23 protein-coding genes are annotated in these 24,472 nt (G+C 46.3%); 21 read left to right on the forward strand and 2 right to left on the reverse strand.

What is annotated here, in order from left to right; translation table 11 throughout:
- The first annotated feature begins 8 nt into the window (after window positions 1-8).
- From DXA55_RS11270 to DXA55_RS11290, 6 genes are all read left to right on the forward strand, one after another.
- Window positions 9-497 carry a hypothetical protein gene (locus DXA55_RS11270; protein WP_117814212.1) on the forward strand — a complete coding sequence of 163 codons (489 nt, stop codon included), beginning with the start codon at window positions 9-11 and terminating at the stop codon, window positions 495-497.
- Window positions 434-844, forward strand: coding sequence for a hypothetical protein (locus DXA55_RS11275; protein WP_147342015.1), 411 nt, complete (start codon window positions 434-436; stop codon window positions 842-844). The genes DXA55_RS11270 and DXA55_RS11275 overlap by 64 nt, the downstream gene beginning before the upstream one ends.
- Before the next feature lie 16 nt (window positions 845-860).
- Window positions 861-1,001 carry a hypothetical protein gene (locus DXA55_RS17815; protein ID WP_242998500.1) on the forward strand — a complete coding sequence of 47 codons (141 nt, stop codon included), beginning with the start codon at window positions 861-863 and terminating at the stop codon, window positions 999-1,001.
- Window positions 1,001-1,210 carry an EamA family transporter gene (locus tag DXA55_RS17820; RefSeq protein ID WP_242998502.1) on the forward strand — a complete coding sequence of 70 codons (210 nt, stop codon included), beginning with the start codon at window positions 1,001-1,003 and terminating at the stop codon, window positions 1,208-1,210. Before DXA55_RS17815 ends, DXA55_RS17820 begins: the two co-directional genes overlap by 1 nt.
- Window positions 1,203-1,541: an EamA family transporter gene (locus DXA55_RS11285; RefSeq protein ID WP_022462983.1), complete on the forward strand. Its 339-nt coding sequence runs from the start codon at window positions 1,203-1,205 to the stop codon at window positions 1,539-1,541. The genes DXA55_RS17820 and DXA55_RS11285 overlap by 8 nt, the downstream gene beginning before the upstream one ends.
- Before the next feature lie 95 nt (window positions 1,542-1,636).
- The gene (locus DXA55_RS11290) at window positions 1,637-2,767 is read left to right on the forward strand and encodes an acyltransferase family protein (protein WP_117814216.1); all 1,131 of its coding nucleotides are present in this window, start codon (window positions 1,637-1,639) and stop codon (window positions 2,765-2,767) included.
- A 117-nt stretch (window positions 2,768-2,884) separates the two neighbouring features.
- On the opposite strand, the gene DXA55_RS11295 is transcribed toward DXA55_RS11290, so the two are convergent.
- Window positions 2,885-4,834, reverse strand: coding sequence for a sulfatase-like hydrolase/transferase (locus DXA55_RS11295; RefSeq protein ID WP_070103202.1), 1,950 nt, complete (start codon window positions 4,832-4,834; stop codon window positions 2,885-2,887).
- 305 nt (window positions 4,835-5,139) lie between these two features.
- Between DXA55_RS11295 and rfbC the strand changes: the two genes are divergently transcribed.
- The 10 genes from rfbC (at window position 5,140) to DXA55_RS11340 (ending at window position 16,072) form a co-directional block, all read left to right on the forward strand.
- Window positions 5,140-5,700 (forward strand): dTDP-4-dehydrorhamnose 3,5-epimerase, encoded by a 561-nt coding sequence (gene rfbC / locus DXA55_RS11300; protein WP_117814231.1) that lies wholly within the window; start codon window positions 5,140-5,142, stop codon window positions 5,698-5,700.
- A 16-nt stretch (window positions 5,701-5,716) separates the two neighbouring features.
- On the forward strand, window positions 5,717-5,842 hold the full coding sequence (locus DXA55_RS18810) for a hypothetical protein (RefSeq protein WP_305764455.1): 126 nt from the start codon (window positions 5,717-5,719) through the stop codon (window positions 5,840-5,842).
- A complete protein-coding gene (locus tag DXA55_RS11305; protein WP_305764456.1) occupies window positions 5,818-6,516 on the forward strand; it encodes an ABC transporter permease in 699 nt (232 codons plus the stop codon). The genes DXA55_RS18810 and DXA55_RS11305 overlap by 25 nt, the downstream gene beginning before the upstream one ends.
- A 9-nt stretch (window positions 6,517-6,525) precedes the next feature.
- A complete protein-coding gene (locus DXA55_RS11310; RefSeq protein WP_117801715.1) occupies window positions 6,526-7,857 on the forward strand; it encodes an ABC transporter ATP-binding protein in 1,332 nt (443 codons plus the stop codon).
- A gap of 28 nt (window positions 7,858-7,885) precedes the next feature.
- Window positions 7,886-8,809, forward strand: coding sequence for a class I SAM-dependent methyltransferase (locus DXA55_RS11315; RefSeq protein WP_055227563.1), 924 nt, complete (start codon window positions 7,886-7,888; stop codon window positions 8,807-8,809).
- Between the two features lie 99 nt (window positions 8,810-8,908).
- Window positions 8,909-10,189: a hypothetical protein gene (locus DXA55_RS11320; RefSeq protein ID WP_117814218.1), complete on the forward strand. Its 1,281-nt coding sequence runs from the start codon at window positions 8,909-8,911 to the stop codon at window positions 10,187-10,189.
- A gap of 2 nt (window positions 10,190-10,191) precedes the next feature.
- Window positions 10,192-11,163 (forward strand): glycosyltransferase family 2 protein, encoded by a 972-nt coding sequence (locus DXA55_RS11325; RefSeq protein WP_022462975.1) that lies wholly within the window; start codon window positions 10,192-10,194, stop codon window positions 11,161-11,163.
- A gap of 18 nt (window positions 11,164-11,181) precedes the next feature.
- A complete protein-coding gene (locus DXA55_RS11330; RefSeq protein ID WP_022462974.1) occupies window positions 11,182-12,423 on the forward strand; it encodes a rhamnosyltransferase WsaF family glycosyltransferase in 1,242 nt (413 codons plus the stop codon).
- A 109-nt stretch (window positions 12,424-12,532) separates the two neighbouring features.
- Window positions 12,533-13,837 carry an ArnT family glycosyltransferase gene (locus DXA55_RS11335; protein ID WP_158565081.1) on the forward strand — a complete coding sequence of 435 codons (1,305 nt, stop codon included), beginning with the start codon at window positions 12,533-12,535 and terminating at the stop codon, window positions 13,835-13,837.
- A gap of 21 nt (window positions 13,838-13,858) precedes the next feature.
- Entirely contained in the window at window positions 13,859-16,072 is a 2,214-nt protein-coding gene (locus DXA55_RS11340; RefSeq protein ID WP_416388226.1) for a glycosyltransferase, read from the forward strand.
- A gap of 193 nt (window positions 16,073-16,265) precedes the next feature.
- Here DXA55_RS11340 and DXA55_RS11345 read toward each other — a convergent pair whose 3' ends face one another.
- Entirely contained in the window at window positions 16,266-17,573 is a 1,308-nt protein-coding gene (locus DXA55_RS11345) for a D-alanyl-D-alanine carboxypeptidase family protein (RefSeq protein WP_055227560.1), read from the reverse strand.
- Between the two features lie 251 nt (window positions 17,574-17,824).
- Here DXA55_RS11345 and DXA55_RS11350 point away from each other — a divergent pair, with 251 nt between their 5' ends.
- The 5 genes from DXA55_RS11350 to DXA55_RS11370 all read left to right on the forward strand — a co-directional run bounded on the left by DXA55_RS11350 (window position 17,825) and on the right by DXA55_RS11370 (window position 24,372).
- Complete coding sequence (locus tag DXA55_RS11350; protein ID WP_055265472.1) at window positions 17,825-19,660, forward strand: glycosyltransferase family 2 protein; 1,836 nt, start codon at window positions 17,825-17,827, stop codon at window positions 19,658-19,660.
- On the forward strand, window positions 19,648-20,622 hold the full coding sequence (locus DXA55_RS11355) for a glycosyltransferase family 2 protein (protein WP_022462968.1): 975 nt from the start codon (window positions 19,648-19,650) through the stop codon (window positions 20,620-20,622). The genes DXA55_RS11350 and DXA55_RS11355 overlap by 13 nt, the downstream gene beginning before the upstream one ends.
- A gap of 150 nt (window positions 20,623-20,772) precedes the next feature.
- Entirely contained in the window at window positions 20,773-22,182 is a 1,410-nt protein-coding gene (locus DXA55_RS11360; RefSeq protein WP_055219401.1) for an undecaprenyl-phosphate glucose phosphotransferase, read from the forward strand.
- An 18-nt stretch (window positions 22,183-22,200) separates the two neighbouring features.
- Window positions 22,201-23,397: an LCP family protein gene (locus tag DXA55_RS11365; protein ID WP_022462966.1), complete on the forward strand. Its 1,197-nt coding sequence runs from the start codon at window positions 22,201-22,203 to the stop codon at window positions 23,395-23,397.
- A gap of 21 nt (window positions 23,398-23,418) precedes the next feature.
- Window positions 23,419-24,372, forward strand: a complete 954-nt coding sequence (locus DXA55_RS11370; protein ID WP_055219399.1) for a glycosyltransferase family 2 protein — start codon at window positions 23,419-23,421, stop codon at window positions 24,370-24,372.
- Window positions 24,373-24,472: the final 100 nt, after the last annotated feature.

Below are 24,472 nucleotides of genomic sequence, written 5' to 3' on the forward strand. Positions count from 1 at the left end.
GAGAAAATGTGGGCGGAATAAATCTGAATGAGAGCGGCCTCGATTTTGTGAGACAGGTCTTTGTGACGTTTGGAGGAAACACAACCGTACTGACGCTGTTTCTGCTGTCGGTGCTGTATCTCGCTTTAAAAGGAAAAAAGGAAGAGCGGTATGTGTTCGTAACAACCGCTGTTTTTCTGGCCTTTACGGTATACAATCCATTTGCGGTGAAATATATCCTGGGAAAACTTGGAATGGTCAATGTCTATTACCGGTTTTTCTGGATTCTGCCGATGGTACTGACCATCGGATATGCCTGCACGAAAGTTGTGGGCGGGCAGAAAAAAGGCTGGAGACGGTATCTGACCGCGGCTGCGCTGGCAGCGGTCATCTGTTTGGCGGAAATTCCGTACTGGCTGGCGGACTGCCGAAGCTGCCGGATAACCAGTATAAGATGCCAGATGATCTTCTGGCCGTCTGTACGGTGCTGCACGAAGAAGCGGGAGAGGGAACCGTAAGAGTTGTCTTTGAACCGGATTTCAACCTGATCGTGCGGCAGTATGATGCTTCGTTTGAACTGGTTCTGGACCGCGATATGGTTCTGACCTATCAGGGCTCCAATACGGTATCAACCGATGCACTGACCGAGCAGGAAATTGAAGACGAAACAAAGATCCTTCAGATTATCACACAGATGGATCTGTCGCTGGATCAGAAAGAATTTTACAGAAGTCTTAGGGAAATGAATGCAGAGTATATTGTACTTTCGAGCAGTTCAGCGGCAGTATCCTATGTGGAAACAGCGGGGTGCATCCCGGTAAGAGAAGTAGAAGGGCATATCATTTTCCGCGTGGAAGAAAAGTAAGAAGGAGGACTTGTTTTTGAATAAGGCAAAAAATTATATTCAGCTGCACCTGAATATCCTGCTGTTTTCTCTGACGAGTGTGTTCTCGAAAGCAGCATCGGTTCAGCTGAACGGGGAGGAATCAAAAATCCTCTATTATATGTATTTTTATTTCTGATGGTTGCAAACTGTGGCATTTACGCTATTGCATGGCAGAAGGTAATCAAAAAATTCTCTTTGTCAACCGCATATGCAAACCGCAGCGTCTATCTGATCTGGTCCCAGATCTGGGCCGTGCTCATTTTTCATGAAAATCTGACGGTAAAAAATATCATCGGCCTTCTGATTGTGCTGGTGGGAGTTATGGTGGTGCAGCGATATGAATAAATATATGATTTTAATGCTGATCTGTACAATGTTTTCAGCAGTATCACAGATTCTGCTGAAACAAAGCGCCAACGAGGAGCATGCATCTGCACTTCGCGAGTATCTGAACTGGCGCGTGATTGTGGCGTATCTGATTTTTGGCAGTGTACTTCTTTTAAATACGTATGCCTACACACAGGTAGATTTGAAATACGGTCCGGTGTTGGATACCTTTACGTACGTCTTTGTCCTGCTGCTTTCCTTTGGCGTTTTGAAAGAAAAGGTATCAAAAGGAAAGCTGATTGGGAATCTGATTATTATCCTGGGAGTACTGGTGTATACATTGCCGTAAAACGTTCCGATGATGGAAAGAAAGCGATATCAGCTAAGCAGTCCTTGTCCTTTGAAATAGGGGGTCTGCGTACAACAAACGAACGGCTTTTGATTATGAATAAGAAAAAAATAGATTATCGTTTTAAGATATTATATGCTGTGGCGATTCTGATGGTTGTTGCGGGACATTGTGATGGTGGTGGAATTTCTTTGGACTTTGCGCAATGGTTTCCGTATGAGGGAATCCATCTGGCGCTGTTTACTTTTTGTTCAGGATATTTTTTTAAAGATGCAGCACTGAAACGACCGGGGAGATATGTCTGTAAAAAGCTTCGTACCCTGATACTTCCAATGTATGGGTATACGATTGCGTATGGGCTGCTTGTCAGGTTATTACATCGGTGGGGCTTTCAAATCGGTGGAAAATTTAATTTGCACAATATTCTGATTTCACCTTTAAACGATGGGCATCAGTTTGTCCTTAATATGGCCGGCTGGTATATTGTGCCCTTGTTTATGGTAGAAATATTAAATTGTATGATTCGGGCATTTTTTAAGCGAAAAGGATGGCAGATACCGGAATGGATATTTTTTGCAGGGGCAGTACTTATTGGAATGGGCGGCAATTTTTTGGCGATTATGGAATATCGCACCAGCTGGTGGCTGACAGTGGTCAGAATTCTGTATTTTGCTCCGTTTTATGCAATGGGTATTTTTTATAAAAAGATACTGGAGAAATATGTGGACAGGATTCCATCTGTAGTGTATTTTGCGATTGTGTTTGCTGCAAAAATTATGATTTTTCTTCATTATAAAACTAGGTTGGCTTATACGCCAGCGTGGTGCAATGACTTTAATCAAGGAACGGTCATGCCAATTATTATTGGTTTTTTGGGAATTGCACTTTGGATGCGGATTGCAACGATAATGGAACCAGTATTTGGAAGAAAAAAGTGGATTAATCTTCTTGCAGACAACACATTTTCGATTATGGAAAATCAGTTTTTGGGTTTTTTACTTGTAAAAGTTGCTTTCGGAACAATTGCGAATGGCACAAAGCTGTTTTTGAAGTTTGACTGGTCAAGATGTAAAAGTGATATTTGGTGGTATTATATGCCGAAGGACGTAGAACAGACAAAAATTCTGTATTTATTAGCAGCGATTTTTGTTGCCTTACTGATCCAGTGGATCCTTACACAGGTGAAAAAAATGGGAAAAAACATATTTTTGTACGTAAGACAATAGTTAAGCGTATACTGCTTTAAATATTTTGCAAAATAAAAATCCCGCAGAAAAAGAAATGAAAACTTTTTCTGCGGGATTTTATTTTATATTGCATAGATCTGAATCGTTATCAAATTTTTATTGATAATCGATAGGAGACAGGTCGTGAGGATCATCTTCCGCAGAAGAGCCTAGATGTCTGATGGTTTTGGAATTATCCTCATTTTCAGAGAAATCGTCCTCATCTATTCCAGAAGAAGAACTTTCGACTGTGGAATCCAAATCGTTTTCTGTAAAAGAAGAAGCGGAGGAAATGTCACTTACCGAAGTGGAGTCGGGTGTTTCCTCTTCCAATTCAGGATTTGTATCGCAAGGACCCTCGATGAGATGGTAATCCGACTCGGAAAAATGATACCATTTCCCATCCTCAAGCTTTTGCCAGCCGGAAACCGCGTGGCCGTCCTTATCAATAAAATAAGACTGCTTACCGTCAGCCCAGAGCTGATGTGGATTGTAAGTTACCCATTCGTTATTGGCAAATCGATCTTCTTCCTTAATATAAAATTTCTGATATTCGCCATCGCCGACCCAGACGGGGGTAAGATCAGCATCAAGTTCATCGAAGAATCGGGAGCCCATAGAGAGCTGGCGATTCAGTTCATCGAAGCCAAGTTCTTCGGCAAGTGTAGGCTTGTCTGAAAAAAGATTCGTACCAAGTCCAAGACGGTCACCGTCAATGACAGCTCCAAGGCTTGCGAGAGTAGTTGGGAACATATCCATCGTGGTGAAAATCCGATTTTTTTCATGAACCGGAAGAATGGGTGAATTTAAAATAGCGTTATAAGTAGAACGTTGATAATCTTCATCGATGTTTTCACAAAAATCAGAGTCCATGGTCAGATGATCACCGGAAAGAATTATAGTCGTGTTTTCATAAAAAGGCTGTTCCTTGATCCAGTCTATAAACTCACTGACACGGGAACTGGAGCAGTCAATCACCATACCGTAGTGGTCATCTCCGTACTGCTTTTCATCACACTCGTCACATTTGTAGCCGTCCTCGAAGTGGGTGGCAACAGTCAGCATACTGAAGTTGAACGGTTCGTCATTCTTGGAAATCTCCGTCAGTTTATCTTTTGCATACTCAAACAGTTTGGCATCTTCATAGCCCCACCACTGGTAGTAGCCTTCCGGGATCAGTCCCTCGCTGATCGCCCAGTAGTAATCGTCAATTTCATAATCACCGTGCGAAGTGAAGTAATTCTTCCGTCCGCCGAATGCGGCATCGGAACCCATCATAAAGTACTGTTTGTAGCCGGCTTCATTGAGAACGTCGCCAAGTGTTGAAAGCTGCGGAAAAAAGCTGTCCTGATAAGCCATCTCATTGCCTTGAATCGAAAGCTTCAGCGGAAGACCGGAAGTCTGTGCAAAGAGACCGCCCATGGTCCAGGTGGTTCCGGTTGTCGGATAAGCGCCGCCCAGCTTGTCGGAGTTGGAAAAATTGATATTGTCCAGGGCAAGATTAGTCAGGGCGGGAATAAAATTGTGGTCGTAAGCACCGCCGTCTTTTTTATCAGAATAGGTGCTTTCCATTGATTCCAGATAAATATAGATCAGATTCCGTTTCTTTTCCGGGAATGTAATCGTTGTCTGGGACGGATTGACGTAATTATCTTCGATCAAAGTACTGTAGCTGTTCTGAATGTGCAGGTAAGTATCGATATCCAGCGTCGTCCAGACATTATAAAGAGAATAGGAAGAAAGAGCGATTCCCAGGGCAATGCAGATGCAACCGAGAATGATTTCCACTTTCTTCCGATGGCGCAGGATAATAAAAAGCGCGATCAGAATAGCAAGAACGGCAAAAGAGATCATGCCGCAGGACCAGACGTAACTCCAGAGCACATCCTTGCTGGTACCCTCAAGGGGTGCCTTTAAGTGATAAACAAGTTCTTCCATATCAAGATGCGCCCAGGTCGCGAGCATCCAGCGGGAAGACGTAAAAAGAAGGATCCCAAGGAATCCTAACAGAACGGAAAGAATGGAAAAAAGTATCTTTCCAACATGCTGTACTTTTTTGCGAGACACAGTAAATAACCTCCAGTTTTCTTTAGTGTTTTATAATAGGTAACAAACAGGTAGCGTTAGGTATAAAATATAACTGGGAACTTACGATATTATAACAGAAACTTTACGAAAAAAATAGTATTTTCTTAAAAAATACGAGTGGAAAATGAAAATCCGGGAATTTACATAAAAAGCGGCGGGGCGGGCGTGAAAATGGGTTCTTGAGTTTCTCAGAAAAGAATGGTATAATAGCAAAGATTGTAGACACAAAAGAGGTCAAAAAAAGATCTGTTCACATTTTTGTGGAGAAGAGAAAGGAAAGAAAAATGGGAAAAATTAAAGTAGAATCTTGTGAAATTGAAGGATTAAAAGTAATTACCCCGACCGTATTCGGCGATGAGCGCGGATATTTTATGGAGACATACAATTACAATGATTTTAAAGAAGCCGGCATTGATGTCCAGTTCGTACAGGATAACCAGTCTGCATCCAAAAAAGGTGTCCTGCGTGGATTTCACTTCCAGATCAATTACCCGCAGGACAAACTGGTACGCGTGGTAAACGGAGAAGTATTCGATGTTGCGGTTGACCTTCGCGAGGGATCCAAAACCTACGGAAAATGGTTCGGCGTCCTGCTTTCGGCAGAAAATAAGAAACAGTTCTTTATTCCGAAGAACTTTGCACATGGATTTATCGTACTCTCTGATTATGCAGAGTTTGCTTATAAATGTACCGATTTCTATCATCCAAACGATGAGGGCGGTCTGTACTTTGACGATCCGGAGATCGGCGTGGAGTGGCCGATGCCGGAAGGAATGACAAAAGAAGATCTGATTATTTCGGAAAAAGATCATAAATGGGGCGGAATTAAGGATTTAAAGAAATAAGGAGTAAAAAACATTTATGAACGTATTCAAAGAACTTTATCAGAACCGGAAACTGATCTGGAAACTGTCAAAAAATGATTTCCGCAATAAATTCGCCGGAGCGTATTTTGGCATTATATGGCATTTATCCAGCCGATGGTGACGGTTGCTGTTTACTTTGTCGTATTCCAGCTCGGACTGCGCGTGCAGCCAGCTGCCACTGGATATCCGTATATCTGCTGGCTGGTTTCCGGTATTATTCCGTGGTTCTTCTTTTCTGATGCGCTGCCAAGTGCGTCAAATTGTCTGCTGGAATACAGTTATCTGGTAAAGAAGGTCGTATTTAAAATCAGTGTACTTCCGATTGTAAAGGTGATTTCTTCCCTGTTTGTACATCTGTTCTTTATTGTGTTTGCTATTTTGATTTTTGCACTGATGGGAAAACTTCCGCCGGTTCAGATTATCCAGATCGGGTACTATACCTTTGCGGTGATCTGTCTCGTCGTTGTACTTTCCTATCTGACCTGTTCCATCACACCGTTTTTCCGCGATTTCGGCCAGATTATCAATGTAATTCTGAATGTCGGCATGTGGGCAACCCCGATTCTGTGGGATACCACAACAATTCCGAATATTCCGAACTGGCTGAACAGCCTTCTGAAGCTGAATCCTCTGTACTATATTGTCCAGGGATATCGTGACAGCTTTATGAATGGACTCTGGTTCTTCGAGCATCCATGGCACACCCTTTACTTCTGGGCTTTTGTGCTTATGGCAGGACTAATCAGTTCCAAAGTGTTCAAGCGCCTCCGGGTTCATTTCTCAGATGTATTATAGGAGGATGGAATGAGCACAGAAAATACAGAAACAGTAATTTCAATTAACCATGTCAGCAAGGTCTACAAGCTGTTTGAAAAGCCGATGGACCGTCTGAAAGAATCGCTTTCACTGACACATAAAAACTATCACACCGATCATTTTGCGCTGGAGGATATCTCACTTGAGGTGCATAAGGGCGAGTGTGTCGGTATCATTGGAACGAACGGTTCCGGAAAATCCACACTGCTGAAAATCGTCACAGGTGTCTTAAACCCGACGAGCGGAAACGTGGAGTTAAAGGGAAGAGTCAGTGCCATTCTGGAACTGGGTGCAGGCTTTAACATGGAGTATACCGGTATTGAGAACATTTTCCTGAACGGAACGATGCTTGGCTATACCGAGGAGGAGATGAAGGCAAAGCTCGACGATATCATTGCGTTTGCAGAGATCGGTGACTTTATCAATCAGCCGGTTAAGACGTATTCCAGCGGTATGTTTGCCCGCCTTGCCTTCGCGGTTGCGATCAATGTGGATCCGGATATTCTGATTGTCGATGAGGCCTTAAGCGTCGGAGACATTTTCTTCCAGTCCAAGTGTTACCGGAAATTTAACGATCTGAAAGAAGCAGGAAAAACGATCCTTTTCGTTTCCCACGATATGGGCAGCGTCATCAAGTACTGTGAGAGATGTCTTCTGATTAACAAAGGAAAACAGGTGATGGTTGGAAAATCGTCGGAGGCAGTCGATGTCTACAAGAAGATTCTTGCCAACCAGTACGATGACGAGACAAAAGAAGAGGAAGAGACCGAAGAGAGTGCAGAACAGACCGAAGAGAGAACCGAAGCAGATGCATCCGGTGCCGTATCGGCAGAAAAGCCGAAAAAAGGCCTCTGGAGAGAACGCCTGATTGCGAATGCGCAGCTGGTAGAGTATGGAGACAAGGCTGCGGAGATCGTGGACTTTGCGATTATCGACCACAAAGGTATGATTACATCTTCTGTGGATAAAAACCAGAGATTCCGCATCAAGATGAAAATCAAGTTCCATGAAACGATGGAGCATCCGATTTTTGCCTTTTCGATCAAAGACCGGAAGGGAACGGAGATTACCGGAACGAATACGGCGCTGGAGGATTACACAAAAGACGTGGTGGAAGCAGGAAAGACCGTCACGGTATGCTTTGACCAGATCATGCCGCTGCAGAGCGGACAGTATCTGATGTCGTTTGGATGTACCAGCTACCATCTGGAAGAGCTGGTGATCCACCACAGACTGTACGATGCTTGCTTCCTGGAAGTCTTCTCCATGAAAGACACCGTAGGATTTTTTGATATGAACTCTACCGTGACCTACGAGTAGGATGCGGAGGATAAACGACGGGGGTTATATGAAAGAAACAATAGGAAATGTTCTTTTGAACCTGGATTATTATGACGGCGAAGATGCTTACAGCGACGGCAGCATTGAGGACCGGCTGCTGGAGATCGTCAAGACGACGCCGAAAGAGGATTACCAGAAGGTAATCCTCACAGAAAAAAGCTGGCCGATTTTTTATCACCTTTCTCCAGAACGGGAAAATATTCTGGACTGGTATGAGTGGAAAGACGATGCTTCCGTATTTGAAGTCGGAGCCGGCTGCGGAGCCATTTCCGGCGTGCTCTGCAGAAATGCAAAGCGGGTAGTGGCAAACGATCTGTCGAAGCGGCGCAGTACGATCAATGCCTACAAAAATCAGGATGCGTCCAACCTGGAGATTATGGTTGGAAACTTTAATGTTGTTGCAGAAAAAATGGAAGAACGCTTCGATTACGTGACACTGATCGGTGTTCTGGAGTATGCAAAAAGCTATATTGGAAAGGATAATCCGTATCCGGAATATCTGGAAAAGATCAATCGTCTCTTAAAACCGGGCGGAAAAATCCTGATTGCGATTGAGAACCGTCTGGGACTGAAGTATTTTGCCGGCTGCAGGGAAGACCATGTGGGCCGGGAATTTGTCGGAATTGAAGGATATCCGGGGATCGATTTTGTCGAGACATTCAGCAAACCGGAGCTGGAGCAGATGCTGCAGGAAAACGGTTTTTCGAAGTTCAAGTTTTATTATCCCTATCCGGATTACAAATTTCCGGCGGTCATTTATTCGGATGAATATCTGCCGAAGCCGGGTGAATTGAGAAAAAATCAGCGGAATTTTGATGCTGACAGGATCACACTTTTTGACGAAGGCAAAGCATTTGACGGAATCCTGAAGTCCGGTCTGTTTCCGGTTTTTTCCAATTCCTTTCTGATTGAAGTGGAGAAAAAGGAGTAAACGTATGAGGAAAGTTCTGTATACGAAATTTTCGAGAGAACGTCGGAACGAATTTCAGATTATGACCCGGATTACAGAAGAGGATGGGATCCGGCGTGTGTGGAGCTTCCGCTGCAGAAAGAGGGAGAACTCCACATCCGGCATATGTATGAAAACTATAGAAAGCTGGAGCATCTGTACGCCTATGCGGGCGTACAGATCTGCCCATGCGAACTGGATGAAGAAAAATGCGCGCTTGCATTTCCTTTTGTAGAAGGGGAAAGTCTGGAAACGCGCATTTCCCGTCATGGAAAAGAAAAAGATTTTGCATCGCTGAAAAAGGATTATGAACTGCTGTATCAGATCATTGCATCGGCAAAAGGGCAGAAATCCTTTGTGGAAACCGATGCGTTCTGTGAGGTGTTCGGCCATCCGGCATTGAAAGAAGGACTTGCCGCAGCGGAGATTTCCAATATTGACATGATTCCTGGCAACCTTCTTCTGGATGGAGAAAAGGTCTGGGTGGCAGACTACGAGTGGGTATTCCCGTTTGCCGTACCGATTGCATTTATCTATGCGCGGAGCGTCTTTTTACAGGAGGCGGCGAGTGCACTGACGAAGGAAGAGCAGGAAGAACTGTACGCCATTGGCGGTATTTCCATGGAAGAGATTCCGGTATACTACCATATGGAAGAGTGCTTCCAGGAATTCGCGGCCGGAAAGGGTGAGCCAAATGCGCTCGCCACGTTCTATGGAAAACTGCACCGGCACAATTATCCGCTTTCTATCTGGGAAAAAGAAAAAATGATGTACCCGGTTGTGCTCACCGAAACAGCACCGGAGGAGAGAGAACTCTATTATGAGGACTGCTTCGGCTTGGATGAGCAGAAGGTGATGATGCTTGAAAAGGCAGACGCGGACGGAGAGCTTTCCCTTCAGCTGATGCAGGAGGGGGCTGTCATTAAAATCCGTTCTCTCGCGGGCGTATGCAGCGATGGAAAGACGGAACGTATCGCTTTTTCGCACAACGCCGAGCTTGAGATTATCGACGACTATTATTTCCTTGGAACGCCGGTTCTGAAATTCCGGAATGCCGGTTATGAACAGATCCGGATTGATTACCGGATTTACTACAAAGGCGATGGCGTTACGTCCCAGTTTATTCAATATATCCGTCAGAATAAAGATCTGAGGGATGAACTGAACGGGGAGATTTATCGGAAAGGCCAGCTGCAGGCAGAAATCGAAGCAGAAAAAGCGGCACTTGCACACAGGGAAGAAGAACTCCAGGAAACGAGAAAACAGAAGCAGTTTCTGGAGGAAGAGCTGGAGCGGATGCGCCAGCGTAAGGTTGTGCGTATGGCAGATAAAGTGCAGCATGTGATAAAAAGGAGTAAATAACTATGGATGTATCCATTGTCATTCCTACCAAAAATGGTGGGCATCTGTTTGAAAAAGTGCTGGATGCCGTTTTCAAACAGAAGACAGAGTATGAATATGAAGTAATTTGCGTGGATTCCGGGTCAAAGGACGGAACTCTCGATGTGATCCGCAAATATCCATGCCGTTTGTTTCAGATTGAGCCGTCCGAATTTGGACATGGAAAAACGAGAAACTATGGTGCTTCCAAAGGAAACGGAACGTATATCATCTTTATTACGCAGGATGCGCTTCCAGCGACCGATACCTGGCTGCAGAATTTCATTGATGCCATGAAGATGGACCCGGAAATCGTGGGAGGATTCGGGATTCATTATCCGTATCCGGACTGCAATCTGCTTGACAAGCGTGATCTGGACGGCCATTTTAAAGGATTTGGAGAAACTAATACGATTTTCCACCTTGATGATCCGGAACGCTACGAAAGAGAAGAAGGATATCGTCATTATCTGGCGTTTTTCTCCGACAATAACTCCTGTATCCGAAGAGATATTTTTGAAAAATATCCGTATGAGGATGTCAACTTTGCCGAGGATCAGATCTGGGCGAGAAAGATGATTGAACTCGGATTCAAAAAAGTATACTGCCCGTATGCACCGGTATATCATTCCCACAATTTCAAACTCAGAACGTATTTCAAACGGTATTATGATGAGCAGAAGGGATTATATGAAGTTCATCAGTATATGATTGCACAGAAATGGACGCAGCTTCCGGGCATGCTGTACCGTCAGGTGAGAGGGGACTGCGTGTATATCCGTCAGCAGCCGCTCAGTAAAAAAGAGAAAATCCACTGGGCATTTTACTCCCTGTTTCGCAATTTTGACCGCTTTGTGGGCGGCTATCTCGGCGGAAAATACCATCTGTATTCCAAACGGAAACAACAGTTCCTGGATCGTCACATTTCGCAGCAGTACGATCAGAGACATGCATAGAAGAAAGGAAAAAGAAACGTGAAAAAACCAAATGTAGCATACCGTGCGTTACGGTATCTGAAGAATCATGGATTAAAAGAAACGATTGAGCGCGCAAAACAGGGCAATGAGCCGGCTGTACCGCCGAAGAACAACGTCATCGGATTTTACAGATTTGTCGTAGACAACGATCCGATCCCGTTCAATCAAAAAGAGTATGAGAAACATAAAAACGACAAGAAAAAGATCCTGAATTGGGTTGTACCGGAAATGGGACCTGGTTCCGGCGGTCATACCACCATTTTCCGTTTTATTTCCAACCTGGAGCGCCTCGGTTTCCACAGTAGAGTTTATCTCTACATGTCCCCGAATTTTCAGGATAATGCGTCCATCCGAAAATTCCTAAAAGAGTACTTCCCGCTTCTTGTGCCGGAAGTAGAAGTTTACTGCGATGTATCCCAGATGAAATTTGCACATGCAACCGTAGCAACCTCCTGGACCACCGCTTACTACGTAAGAAAATTCCAGAATACGATTTCGAAGTTTTACTTCGTACAGGATTTCGAGCCGCATTTCTATGCACACGGTTCCGAGTATGAATTTGCTGAGAACACCTATAAGATGGGATTCCGCGGAATCACTGCAGGTGATTGGTTAAGAGACATCATGAGAAATGAGTACGGCATGCAGGCAGACAGCTTCCATTTCTCCTACGATGACAAAGTATATCAGCCGAAAGAAAAACCGGACAACGAAAAGAGAGTCTTTTTCTATGCGCGCCCGGTTACCCCGAGACGTGATTTCGAGCTCGGTATGCTGGCACTCAATGAGCTGTGCCGCAGAATGCCAGAGATCGAGGTTGTTTTCGCGGGATGGGATGTCAGCGGCTATGAGATTCCGTTCAAACACAGAAATTTAGGTATCGTAACACCGCAGGTGCTGGCAGATTCCTATGCGATCTGTGATATGTGCCTTGTTATTTCGAATACCAACCTTTCCCTCGTACCGTTCGAGGTTATGGCCTGCAACTCGGTCGCTGTCTGCTCCAAGGGTGCAAACAGCAGCTGGATGGTAAATGAGGAAAACTCCATTCTGGTTGACTATGATCCGATCCAGATCGCAGACAGAATGGAATATTACTTCAACCACCCGGATGAGCTGGCTACAATCCGCAAAAAGGGAATGGATTTCGTAAAGGGAACCTCCTGGTACAAAGAAGCAGAAAAAGTTTATGCAAGCATGTTAAAGGGAATTGAGGAAGATGAGAAAAAACTGCAGTAAGGATGTGAGCAGAGAACACAGAATAGAAATTCTGTTTGTGTTCGGTGTATTCCTGTTTTACTTTTTATGGTCCTGTACGCAGCGATACAATTTTTCGGCGGATGAATCAATGCGCTATCAGATTGCACAGTTTATCTATGAACACGGAAGTCTTCCGCGCGGAGATGATCCACTGATCCGGAATGAGGACTGGGGAACCTCCTATGCGTTTAATCCCATCCTTTCTTACATGGCATCAGCCGTTCTGATGAAAGGCATGAGTCTTTTTACAACAAATGAATGGATGCTGCTGCTTTCCGCCCGGTTTGTTAATGTACTGCTTGGAGCGTTGATGGCATGGGTTGTGTTGAAGGCAGCAAAATTGTTGTTTCCGAGGCGGTATGCATGGATGTTTACCGCACTGGTTGTCTTTCTGCCGGGAAATGTGATTCTGTATTCTTACGTCAACTGCGATGCGCTCGCCATGTGTTCAACGGCTATTATTTTTTATTCCTGGGTCAAGGCGTATAAGGAAGGATGGAACTGGACAACTTGTGCAGTGTCTGCCATTGGAATGGGTCTTTGTTTCCTGTCGTATTACAATGCGTATGGATTTATCCTGACGACATTTTTCTTCTTTGTGGGAACGATGCTGACCGATCAGGAAAAGGCACCAAAAGAGCGTTGGAAAGAGATGATCCAGAAAGGTCTTTTTATTCTTGTGATCGTCTGTGTCATTGCTTTGTGGTGGTTTATTCGAAATGCAATTCTCTATCACGGGGATTTTCTGGGAAGAGAGACATCGAGTGCGTGTGCGGAACTGTATGCGAGAGCTAAGTACAAGCCATCGAACAGCAAAACATTCCAGAAAAAAGGCGACTCCATGCTATGTATGATCTTCTACAGACCAGTTTATCTGGAGCATGACTGGCTTGTGACAGTGCTGTACAGCTTTGTCGGTGCTTTTGGCTATAATAGGATTTATCTTTCCAAAATGATTATTGTTCCATACCTCTGCTGTCTTGGCATCGGCCTCATTCTGATGCGGAACTGTTGCCAGAGAGACTTTTTCTTCTGGAATGCCGATGGCACACAGACGGCGATTGCTGGTAAAACAAAGAGAAAATGGAGTAAAACAGGATGGTTTACCTGGGCAAATGTGTTTGCACTGCTGATTCCAAACTATCTGAATGCATATTATTCCTACAGCTCTGATTTTCAGCCGCAGGGACGATACAGCATGCCGATGCTGATTCCGCTGATGTATTTCGTGACGAAGGGTGTGCAGGCGTTCCTGAAACGGGAGAAAAAACTACAGAAGTATGAAAAATTGTTCTGTATTCTGGTCTGTGTGGCGGCAGCGGCATTAGCGGCATTCACTTGGGCGAGAATCATCTATCCGATGTACTTGCAGAACTACTACGGATTGCGGTAAGCGGAACAGAGAAAGAAAGCGGTGAAACGTTTGGAAAAAATTTCAGTGCTGACAGCAAAATTAAAAAAAGCTGTTGCAGAAGAAGGAATCGGCGGTCTGGCTGGGCGTACGAAAGGGTACCTTGCGCGGGCAAAAAAAGAAAAAGAGTTTCAGAGAGAAAAATCCCGGGTCTACCGGGATATTCTCTTTATCAGTGGCTGCAATGAACAGCTGCCGCATCCACACCGGTACCGCGTGGTGCATCAGATGGAGCAGCTGGAGGCAGGCGGATATACGTGTGATACGGTTTATTTTCAGGAGCTGAAGCCCTGGATGGTACGCTGCTACGGCGCGTTCGTGATTTTCCGCTGCCCGATGACGGACACCCTGCGGGAATTTGCCACAATGGCAAAGCAGATGAACAAGCCTCTGTGGTACGATGTGGATGATCTTGTGATCGATACGAAATACACCGATCAGATTCCGTTTCTCGACCGGATGCAGCCGGAAGAACGGCAGGCATACGATCAGAATGTCCGAAACATGGGCGAGCTGCTTTCCCTCTGTGATGCGGCGGTTACGACGACAGCGGCGCTGGCAGAAGAACTGAAGCAGTACGTACCGGAGGTGCTGATCAACCGCAACTGTGCGTCAGATGAGATGCTGCTACTGTCCGAGGCGGTGTTAAAAGAAAAACAGAAAAAGAACGAAGCAGATGGAACGGCGAAAAAAGTACGCCTTGGCTATTTCAGCGGCAGTGCGACGCATCTGGACGACATCGAGATGATCGTTCCGGTGCTGAAACAGCTGCTTGGCAAAAATCCGAACCTGGAACTCCTCATCGTGGGAATTCTGGAACTCCCGGTGGAGCTGAAACTGTTTGCTTCCCAGATCCAGATGGAGGGATTTGTCGATTACCAAAAACTGCCGGAGCGGATTGCGTCGGTGGATATCAACTTGGCTCCGCTTACCGATACGATTTTTAACCGTGCGAAATCGGAAAATAAATGGGTGGAAGCGGCTCTGGTGCAGACCGTGACAGCAGCCAGCAATCTCGGCGCTTTTGCTGAGATGGTACAGGATGGAGAAGACGGCGTACTCTGCCGAGACGAAGCGGAGTGGTTGGAAAAACTGCAGTGGCTGATCGACGACGAACCGGCACGAAAAGCCATTGCCGGACGGGCATATGGCCGGTGCAGCCGCGAGTGTGTCACAATCTTTCATGCCACCGGGATTTGCGAGTGGGTGGAGCGCCACTGGAATCTACGCTGTGCCTTTGTGCTTCCAGCGATGGAGATCAGCGGAGGCATCCGCGTTGCACTTCTTCATGCGGAAATGCTGGTAAAAGCAGGAGCGCAGGTCAGCCTCTTTACTCTGGAAGGGGAGGCGGAGTGGTATCATGAGGGTGATTTCCATTTTCCGGTGCTGTCGGCCGAGCGAGAGAAACTGCAGGGAACGCTGGATCTTGCGGTAGCGACGATGTGGAATACCGCAGAGTTCGTCGAACAGTCCAGTAAGATCCGAAAGAAAAAATATCTGGTGCAGAATTTTGAAGTTGGATTTTATCCGCCGGGAAGCCCGTACCGGATCGCAACTTCGGCGACTTACCGGATGAGGAGCCCGATGGAGTACGTAACCATTTCCAAATGGTGTCAGAACTGGCTGCGGGAGGAATACCATACCGAAGCAGTCTATCTTCCGAACGGCATCGATCCGTCCTTCTATCCGAAACGGGGGCGGGATCTGCAGGGAAAAATTCGGATTCTGATCGAGGGAGACTGCAGCGCGGAGCATAAAAACGTGGACGAGAGCTTCCGTATCGTGGAACAGCTGGATCTGGAAAAATTCGAGATCTGGTACATGTCCTACAATGGAAATCCGAAATCCTGGTACCGCGTGGACCGCTTTTTACACCGGGTTCCGTATGAAAAAACACCGGAAGTCTATGCGGCGTGTGATATCCTGCTGAAAACAAGCCTGCTGGAGAGCTTTTCCTATCCGCCGCTTGAGATGATGGCGTCCGGCGGCTACGTCGTTGCTGTGCCGAACGGTGGCAATCTGGAATACCTGAAAGATGGGGAAAACTGTATTCTCTATCCGCAGGGAAATCTCGCGGAGGCAAAAGCGGCGATTGAGCGTATTCTGACAGATGCGGAACTGAGGAAAAAACTGGATACGGGAGCAGAAGAGACGGTAAAGGAAAGAAACTGGAAAAGAATCGAACCACAGATTTTAGAACAGTATCTTGGAAAATAAATAAGCAACAAAAAGGGCTGTCGCACTAGCAAATATTTCTGGCGGTAGCTCTGCTTTATACCCAAATGCATCGAAATCGGTTGCGTTTTCGATGCCATTCTTTACTTCTTATAGGAAAGTTCGACTTCCGTCGAACTCTTGAATCAGGATCACCCGTTGGACGGGAGGTCCTGATTGCTTATAAATTAGAAGATCAGTGCCGTTTGTTTCGGTTATTGCGGCGTCTGTTTCTGCGTTTCCGTCTCTTTCTCGCGTTGTTGATCACGACAATGATCAGAATCAGAAAAGCGACACCGTTCAGGCCAAGCAGAATATAGAGCAGTGTGGAGAGAAAAGAAATTTTCTTGGTTTCTTCCGGTGTTGGAATATCTGTGCTGTCGGTTTCTTCTGATGAATCGGAGGAAACCGAAGAACTGTCGGAAACAGTACCTGGAGCGGAAACCTCGGCTGTTCCGATGAAGTGATCATCGAAAAAATACTGGCGGGTGTACGGTTCCTCAACGGAAGCGCCGTCCGGATCGGTGTAGGTTGCAGTTTCAATTTTCGCATTCTTTGGAAGCGTTACCACACCGGAAAGACTTTCCTTTTTTGCGTTCTTCAGGGTATAATGTGTAAAATTATCATAACCGAAATCAAGTACGGTACGGGTATCGTTGATATAATCGAGGTTATCACAGGTTAAAACAACGCAGACCAGCGTCATATTGCCTCGCTTGGCAGCGGTAACGAGTGTGTTGTGTGCCTCATCGGTATAACCGGTCTTTCCGGCGAAAGCACCCTTGTATCCCCACTGACCGTCCTGGAACAGCAATGCGTGGTGGTTCTGAAGATCACGCGGTGTCGAGGTCATATTGGTCGGCTGAATTGTGTAGGTCAGATCGGACTCGATGCGGCAGAAGGTCTCGTTTTTGATGCACTCCTGCATAATGAGTGCCATATCGTGTGCACTGGTGTAGTGGTTCGGATCTGGCAGACCGTTTGCATTGACAAAATGGGTATTCGTGCAGCCAAGTGCAGCGGCGCGTTCGTTCATCATGGCGGCGAAACCTTCCTCGCTTCCGGCAATGTCGATGGCAAGCTGTGTGCAGACCTCATTTGCCGAGGCAAGAAGAATCGCGTGAAGAGCATCCTCCACTGTGATCGTTTCGCCAAGCTGAACGTTGATGCGGGCATTTCCCGGAATGGATTCGCTGACAGCATGTTCGCCGAAGGTAACGGTGTCGGTCATCTGCTTGTTTTCAATGATCAGCAGAGCCGTCAGAATTTTGGTGATGCTGGCAGGATAGCGCTGCTCGTCCATGTTTTTATCGTATAAAACAGCCCCAGTATCGGCATCGAGTAAACAGACAGCGCCGGAATTGTTTTCCGGTCCTTCGGGCCAGGTGGTGACTGTTTTTTTATCGGTTGTGGCAAAAATCGTCTGCGGGAGGCAGGACGCGGCAAAAACAAAAGCAAGCAACAGGCATAAAAATGTGCGGGCTGCAGAATTCTTTCTAATCATAACTCACTCCTTCTGATCCAGCGGGTACAGCTGCATAAGACTGTCCGGGCAGCGGATCTCTCTAAAATGTATTAGACACACTTTTATTATTATAACATAAATCGAACAGGGAAGAAATACATAATTTCTTAATATTTTCAGTCGGGATTTGCAAAATGCAGTAAAATAGAGTATAATGCGAACGAGTTCATACGGAAAAAACAAAAAACCTGAAAAACAAAAACCCCAAGGAGTTAAAAAAAGTGTCAGATATGAAATGGCTCCGTTTTATACGGAAATTGAAACCTTACAACATACAGAAGGGACTGCGTTACCTGAAACATTATGGGCCAAAGGAATTCCTGATCCGTCTTTCGGAGCGGATGGAGCCGGAGGAGGTTCCGTACGGACCGTGGCGGGAGCAGTACTGCGCAAAAGAGGAGGACCTGGCGCGTCAGAAAAATCATAAATTTTCTTATTGTCCGAAGATCAGCGTTGTTGTTCCGGCTTACCGTACGCCGGAAATTTTTCTGCGTCAGATGATCGAATCCCTGGAAAAACAGAGTTATGAAAACTGGGAACTGGTGATCGGAAATGCCAGCCCGGAGGATGAGACGATGGCGCGCATCCTGAAAGAGTATACCGGAAAAGATCCGCGTGTAAAGAACGTTCCGATTCCGGAAAATATCGGCATTGCAGAGAATACAAATGCAGCGCTTGCCGCAGCAGCGGGAAATTTCGTCGGTTTTATGGATCACGACGATCTGCTTGCGCCGGATGCACTCTTTGAAATTGCCATCCGTCTGGAAAAAGATCCGTCCATCGATGCTTTTTATACCGATGAGGACAAGGTACGGACCGATCTGTCCGAGTATTTCCAGCCGCATTTCAAACCGGATTTCAATCTGGATCTGCTGCGGTCAAACAATTATATCTGCCATTTCTTCGTTGTACGGCGGGAGATTGCGGAGAAAACCGGCGGCCTTCGTCCGGAATACAATGGGGCGCAGGATTATGATTATATCTTCCGCTGCACGGAAATGGCGGGAAAAATTGTACACATTCCGAGGGTTTTATATCACTGGAGGGTCCACAGCGCTTCCACCGCAGACAATCCGGCAAGCAAGCTGTACGCGTATGAGGCCGGAAAAAAGGCAATTGAGGGAAACCTTGCGCGCTGCGGCGAAGAGGGAACCGTCACACTGCGTTCGGATTATGGCTTCTACGATGTAGATTATAAACTGCGGGGAACGCCTCTGGTTTCGATTCTGATCCCGAACAAGGATCAGGCCGATACGTTACGCACCTGTCTGGAATCCATTAAGAAGAAGTGCATGTATCCATCCTATGAGATTCTGATTATTGAGAACAACAGCACTGAGGAAGCAACGTTTTCCTATTACAAAGAACTCGAAGCACAGGGCATCCGTGTCCTGAAGTATCCAAAACAGGGCTTTAACTATTCTGCGATCAATAATTTTGGCGTCAAAGAGGCAAAGGGAGAGTATCTCCTGTTTCTCAATAACGATATGGAAATCATCACACCCGATTTTATGGAAAAGATGGTATCCAATCTGCAGAGACCGCAGATCGGGGCGGTCGGCGCGAAGCTGTATTACCCGGACAACACGGTGCAGCATGCGGGTATCATCATCGGTATCGGCGGCATTGCGGGCCACGCCTTTTTAGGACTGGCGCGCGGAAGAAGCGGCTACCTGCATAAGGCATCGCTCCAGATGAATGTGAGTGCGGTGACAGCAGCGTGCATGATGATGAAAAAAGAGGTCTTTGAGGAGGTCGGCGGCTTTGAAGAAGAACTGTCCGTCGCTTTCAACGATGTTGATCTGTGCCTGCGCATTGGAAAAGCAGGTTATAAAATCGTATACAATCCGCACGTGGAGCTGTACCATTATGAATCGAAATCCAGGGGAGCAGAGGATGACGAGAAGAAGGTGCGCCGCTTCCAGTCGGAAATCGAATTTATGCGCAGCCGCTGGATTGGGCTGTTAAAGGCAGGAGATCCCTGCTACAATCCAAATTTAACGCTGGCATCGTGGAACTATGGACTGCGTGCCGACGGCAGGGGAGTAAAACCATGGACAAAGTAGCAGTTGTAATACCAAATTATAATGGATACCGGTATCTGGAGACGTGCTTTGCAGCGCTTGCAAAGCAGACCTTTACGGAATTTACCACATATTTCGTGGACAATGGTTCACAGGATGAGAGCTGTGCGTTTCTGCGGGAACACTACCCGGAGACGAAAATCATCCAGCTCGATGATAACTATGGCTTCAGCCGTGCGGTCAACGAAGGCATCCGCCGGTCGAAGGAGCCGTATGTGATCCTTTTAAACAACGACACCGAAGTGTTCCCGGACTTTGTCGAGCGCCTTTATGAGGGAATCTGTAAAAGAAAGAATGCGTTTGCATGCAGCGCAAAGCTGATTTCCTATCAGGAGCGTGATAAAATCGACGATGCGGGAAATTACTATAATATGCTGGGATGGGCATTCGCAAGAGGAAAAGGAAAACCGGTCAGTGAATTTGAAACGTCCGACCGGATTTTTGCGGCCTGCGCCGGAGCAGCGATCTACCGCCGGGAATTTCTGGAAAAGACCGGACTTTTTGACGAAGAACATTTCGCTTATCTGGAAGATACCGACATCGGCTATCGTGCGCGGCTTTTGGGCTACGAGAACTGGTATGAGCCGTCCGCGAAGGTTTACCACGTCGGAAGCGGAACGAGCGGCTCCCGGTATAACCTCTTTAAAATCCGTTATTCTTCCAGGAACAATATTTATCTGATCTATAAAAATATGCCGGTTTTACAGATTTTGCTTAACCTGCCGGTCTTTATCCTCGGTTTTTCGGCAAAACTGGTCTTTTTTGCATCGAAGGGATACGGAAAAGAATATCTGGCAGGAATCAAGAATGGTTTTTTCATCTGCCGGAAGCCGGAAAACAGAGCAAAAAAGATCCGTTTCGAGTGGAAGCGCCTCGGCACGTATTTTGTCATCGAATGGGAGCTTTTTATCAATGTGTTCCGGAGATTTCTGGAGAGGGCATAAGGATTCTTTCAAAAGATTACGAAAAAGTTAAAAAGTTTACGGAAATAAGAAGAATGTTAGAAAAATATGATTGCTCTTTTTTGGAACTTATTGTATAGTTAGGGGTAGGGAATTTTTAAATCCCGAAAAAAACAGATAAGGTGAACGAATTTGATCAACGATAATCAGAAATATTTTGACCGGATGCACGTTCTGATCGATGCCCTGGTGCTCGCACTTTCCTATGTACTGTCCTGGTACTGCTATGTGCGGCTGGGCGTTATGAATAATCATCCGGAGAGGGGAATTCTGCCGCCGGCGACGTATATGATGGCACTGCTCTATATCGTGCCCGGCTATCTGCTGCTTTACTATGCATTCAATCTCTATGCATCCAAGCGTTTTCAGGGAAGACGTCTGGAATTTGCCAATATCTTAAAAGCGAATACGGTTGGATTTCTGGTCTGGCTGGCCAGCCTTTACATGGTGCGCCAGGTTCACTTTTCCCGTGGTATGCTCTGCATCTTCTTTGTGCTGAATGTGACACTGGAAACGATCGTAAGAAATCTGATCCACTATATCTTAAGCAATATGTGGAAACACGGCCGCAACCAGAAGCAGATTCTGATGGTCGGCTACAGCCGTGCGACCGAGGAATACATTGACCGGATCATTGCAAACCCGGAGTGGGGCTATCTCGTCCGCGGAATCCTCGATGACCATGTCAAAGCGGGAACGATGTACCGCGGTATCAAGGTTCTTGGAAGAATCAACAATCTTTCAGTCATTCTGCCGGAAAACAAACTGGATGAAATTGCCATTACCCTTGGCCTGAACGAATACTTCCGCCTGGAGGAGATCGTTGCCATGTGTGAAAAATCCGGCGTACATACCCAGTTTGTGCCGGATTACCACAACATCATTCCGACAAAGCCGTACACAGAAGACCTGCAGGGACTTCCTGTCGTCAATATCCGCTATGTGCCGCTTTCCAACACGTTCAACGCGATGCTGAAACGGATTGTGGATATTTTCGGCGCGCTCGTGGCGATCATTCTGTTCTCACCGGTGATGCTGTTTTCCTGCATCATGATCAAGCTGACCTCACCGGGTCCGCTGATCTACCGTCAGACACGCGTCGGACTGCACAACAAACCGTTTGAAATGTACAAGTTCCGTTCGATGGAAGTTCAGACGGAGGAGAAAGAAAAGAAGGCATGGACCGTGAAGAATGACCCGCGTGTGACGGGATTTGGAAAATTCATGCGCCATACCAGCATTGATGAGCTTCCACAGCTCTTTAACATCTTAAAAGGAGATATGAGCCTGGTCGGACCGAGGCCGGAGCGACCTTTCTTTGTGGAAAAATTCCGGGAGGAGATCCCGCGTTATATGGTAAAACATCAGGTTCGTCCCGGTCTTACGGGATGGGCGCAGGTGAATGGATACCGGGGGGATACTTCTATCCGCAAGCGTATTGACTGTGATCTGTATTATATTGAAAACTGGACGCTGGGACTTGATTTTAAAATTCTGTTCCTGACCTTTTTCAAAGGATTTGTGAATAAAAACGCTTACTAAAAGATAAGGGGAAAAGAGATGTCGAAGAAGAATTACAAAAAGAGCAGAAAATACAAAAAAATGCGCCGCAGAAAAATAATTTTCGGAATTGAAATCACCGTTCTGCTGATTCTTTCCGGAATTCTGTTCGTCTACGCATGGATCAACCGTTCGATGGATAAGATGAATCAGGATACGCTGGACAGCTCCCAGATTCAGATCAACAGTGAAGTAAAGGCAAATACCGATCTCTCACAGATGTCCGGTACACAGGTCATCGCGCTGGTCGGCGTGGATGCCAGAGGTGTGGAAGGCTCCGAGCTGGCAGAAAGCATGAACAGTGACACGATTATTCTCTGTTGTATTGATCATGACAAGCAGGAAATCCGTATGGTGTCGATTATGCGTGACACCTGGATGAACATGGCGAAATATACCGATGAATATTATGAGTTTGACAAAGCCAATTCCGCATACAACCGCGGCGGCCCGGAGAGTATGCTCTCCATGCTGAATACAAACCTTGACTTTGCACTGACCGATTACGTTACCGTAAACTTCAAGGCACTCGCCGATGCGATTGATGTCCTGGGCGGTCTCGACATCGAGATGACAAATGCAGAGTGTGTTCATGCAAACAACTACAACAGAGAGGTATCGGAAGCACAGGGCGTAGAGTATGAAGCTATTCCGTATGATGAGGACCTTGGGGATGATTACAGCGAAGTACGTCATGTCAGCGGTGCGCTTGCTACCTCCTATGCGCGGATCCGTTATGGCGGCGGTGATGATGCAAAACGTACCAGCCGTCAGCGAATTGTTATCAATCTTATGGTACAGAAGCTGAAACAGAATCCGACCAAGATTCCGGAAATTCTGGACAAGGTGATGGGAAATGTCAGCACCAGTCTTACCAAGAATGAAATCCTGGAACTTGGTATGCATGCGGTAACGTATACGATGGGAACCTCCTATGCCTATCCGTTCCAGCTCTGCTATGGTGAAAATGTAGTGAATGCCCTTGGTGAGGATGTTGTAATTCCGGTTACGCTGGAGTTCAATGTAAGAGAGCTGCATGAATATCTGTATCCGGGTCTTTCGTATGAACCGTCTGCGGCTGTTACAGAGTACAGCGACTACATTGCAAGAAAGAGCGGTTACGATGAAGATATGATCGGCTATGTGCTGAACCAGGGGCCTGGTGCAGAGGCAGATTCGGTGATCGCAGGCGACTAAATACGAGGGAGAAAACCAGACATGAAATTCTATACCGTTGATGTTATGATACCAACGTATAAACCAGGGCAGGAGTTCGCAGAGCTTCTGCCCCGCCTTTTGGAACAGACTTACCCGATCCGGTCGATCCGGGTTGTAAACACAGGGAAAAAGTTCTGGAACCCGGCGTGGGAGCAGTTATCGGATAAAATTATGGTAGAGCATATCCGGCCAAGCGAATTTGACCACGGCGGAACGAGAAGGGCGATGGCAGAAAGTTCGGATGCGGATCTTTTGCTTTTTATGACCCAGGATGCCATGCCGTACGACAATGCGTGCGTGGAACATCTGGTGGAAAAATTTTCACTGCCGCATGTGAAGGCGGCCTATGCGCGGCAGCTTCCGCGGGATGACTGCCGTACACTGGAACGGTTTACGAGAGGCTTTAACTATCCGGAGGAGAGTGATATCAAGGATGCCGGTGATCTGCCAAAACTTGGTGTTAAGACTTTTTTCTGCTCCAATGTCTGTGCAATGTATGACCGCAGGACATATGAAGAGCTGGGTGGATTTGTAGAAAGCACCTTGTTTAACGAAGATATGATCTATGCCGGGCATCTTGTGCAGGCGGGCTATGCGATTGCCTATGCGGCAGATGCGAAGGTGGTACATTCCCACAATTACGGTTGTCTGGCACAGCTTCACCGCAATTTCGACCTCGGTGTATCCCAGGCACAGCATCCGGAGATCTTTGATGCGTATCCGTCTGAGGGTGAGGGAATCCGTATGGTGAAAAAATCGGCATCCTACGTCTGCAAAATTCATAAGCCGTGGCTGCTCGTCACGTTATTTTTTCAAAGCGGATTCAAATATGTGGGATACTTCCTCGGAAAACGATACAAAAGCCTTCCGGACGGTGTGATCCGCTGGTGTACCTCAAACAAAACGTGGTGGGAATATCACGGAAAGATAAGAAAAAAACGAAATAGAAGATAAGTGAAAGTAAAAAACAAAAATAAAAAGATTTTGTAAGTAAATACGAAATGCTCCATAAGGTTGACAGAGAACGGAGCAGCGTGGTAAAAAAGTAAAGAAC

It is taken from the genome of Blautia sp. OF03-13 (genome assembly GCF_003460685.1).
GTDB classification, from domain to species: domain Bacteria; phylum Bacillota; class Clostridia; order Lachnospirales; family Lachnospiraceae; genus Fusicatenibacter; species Fusicatenibacter saccharivorans.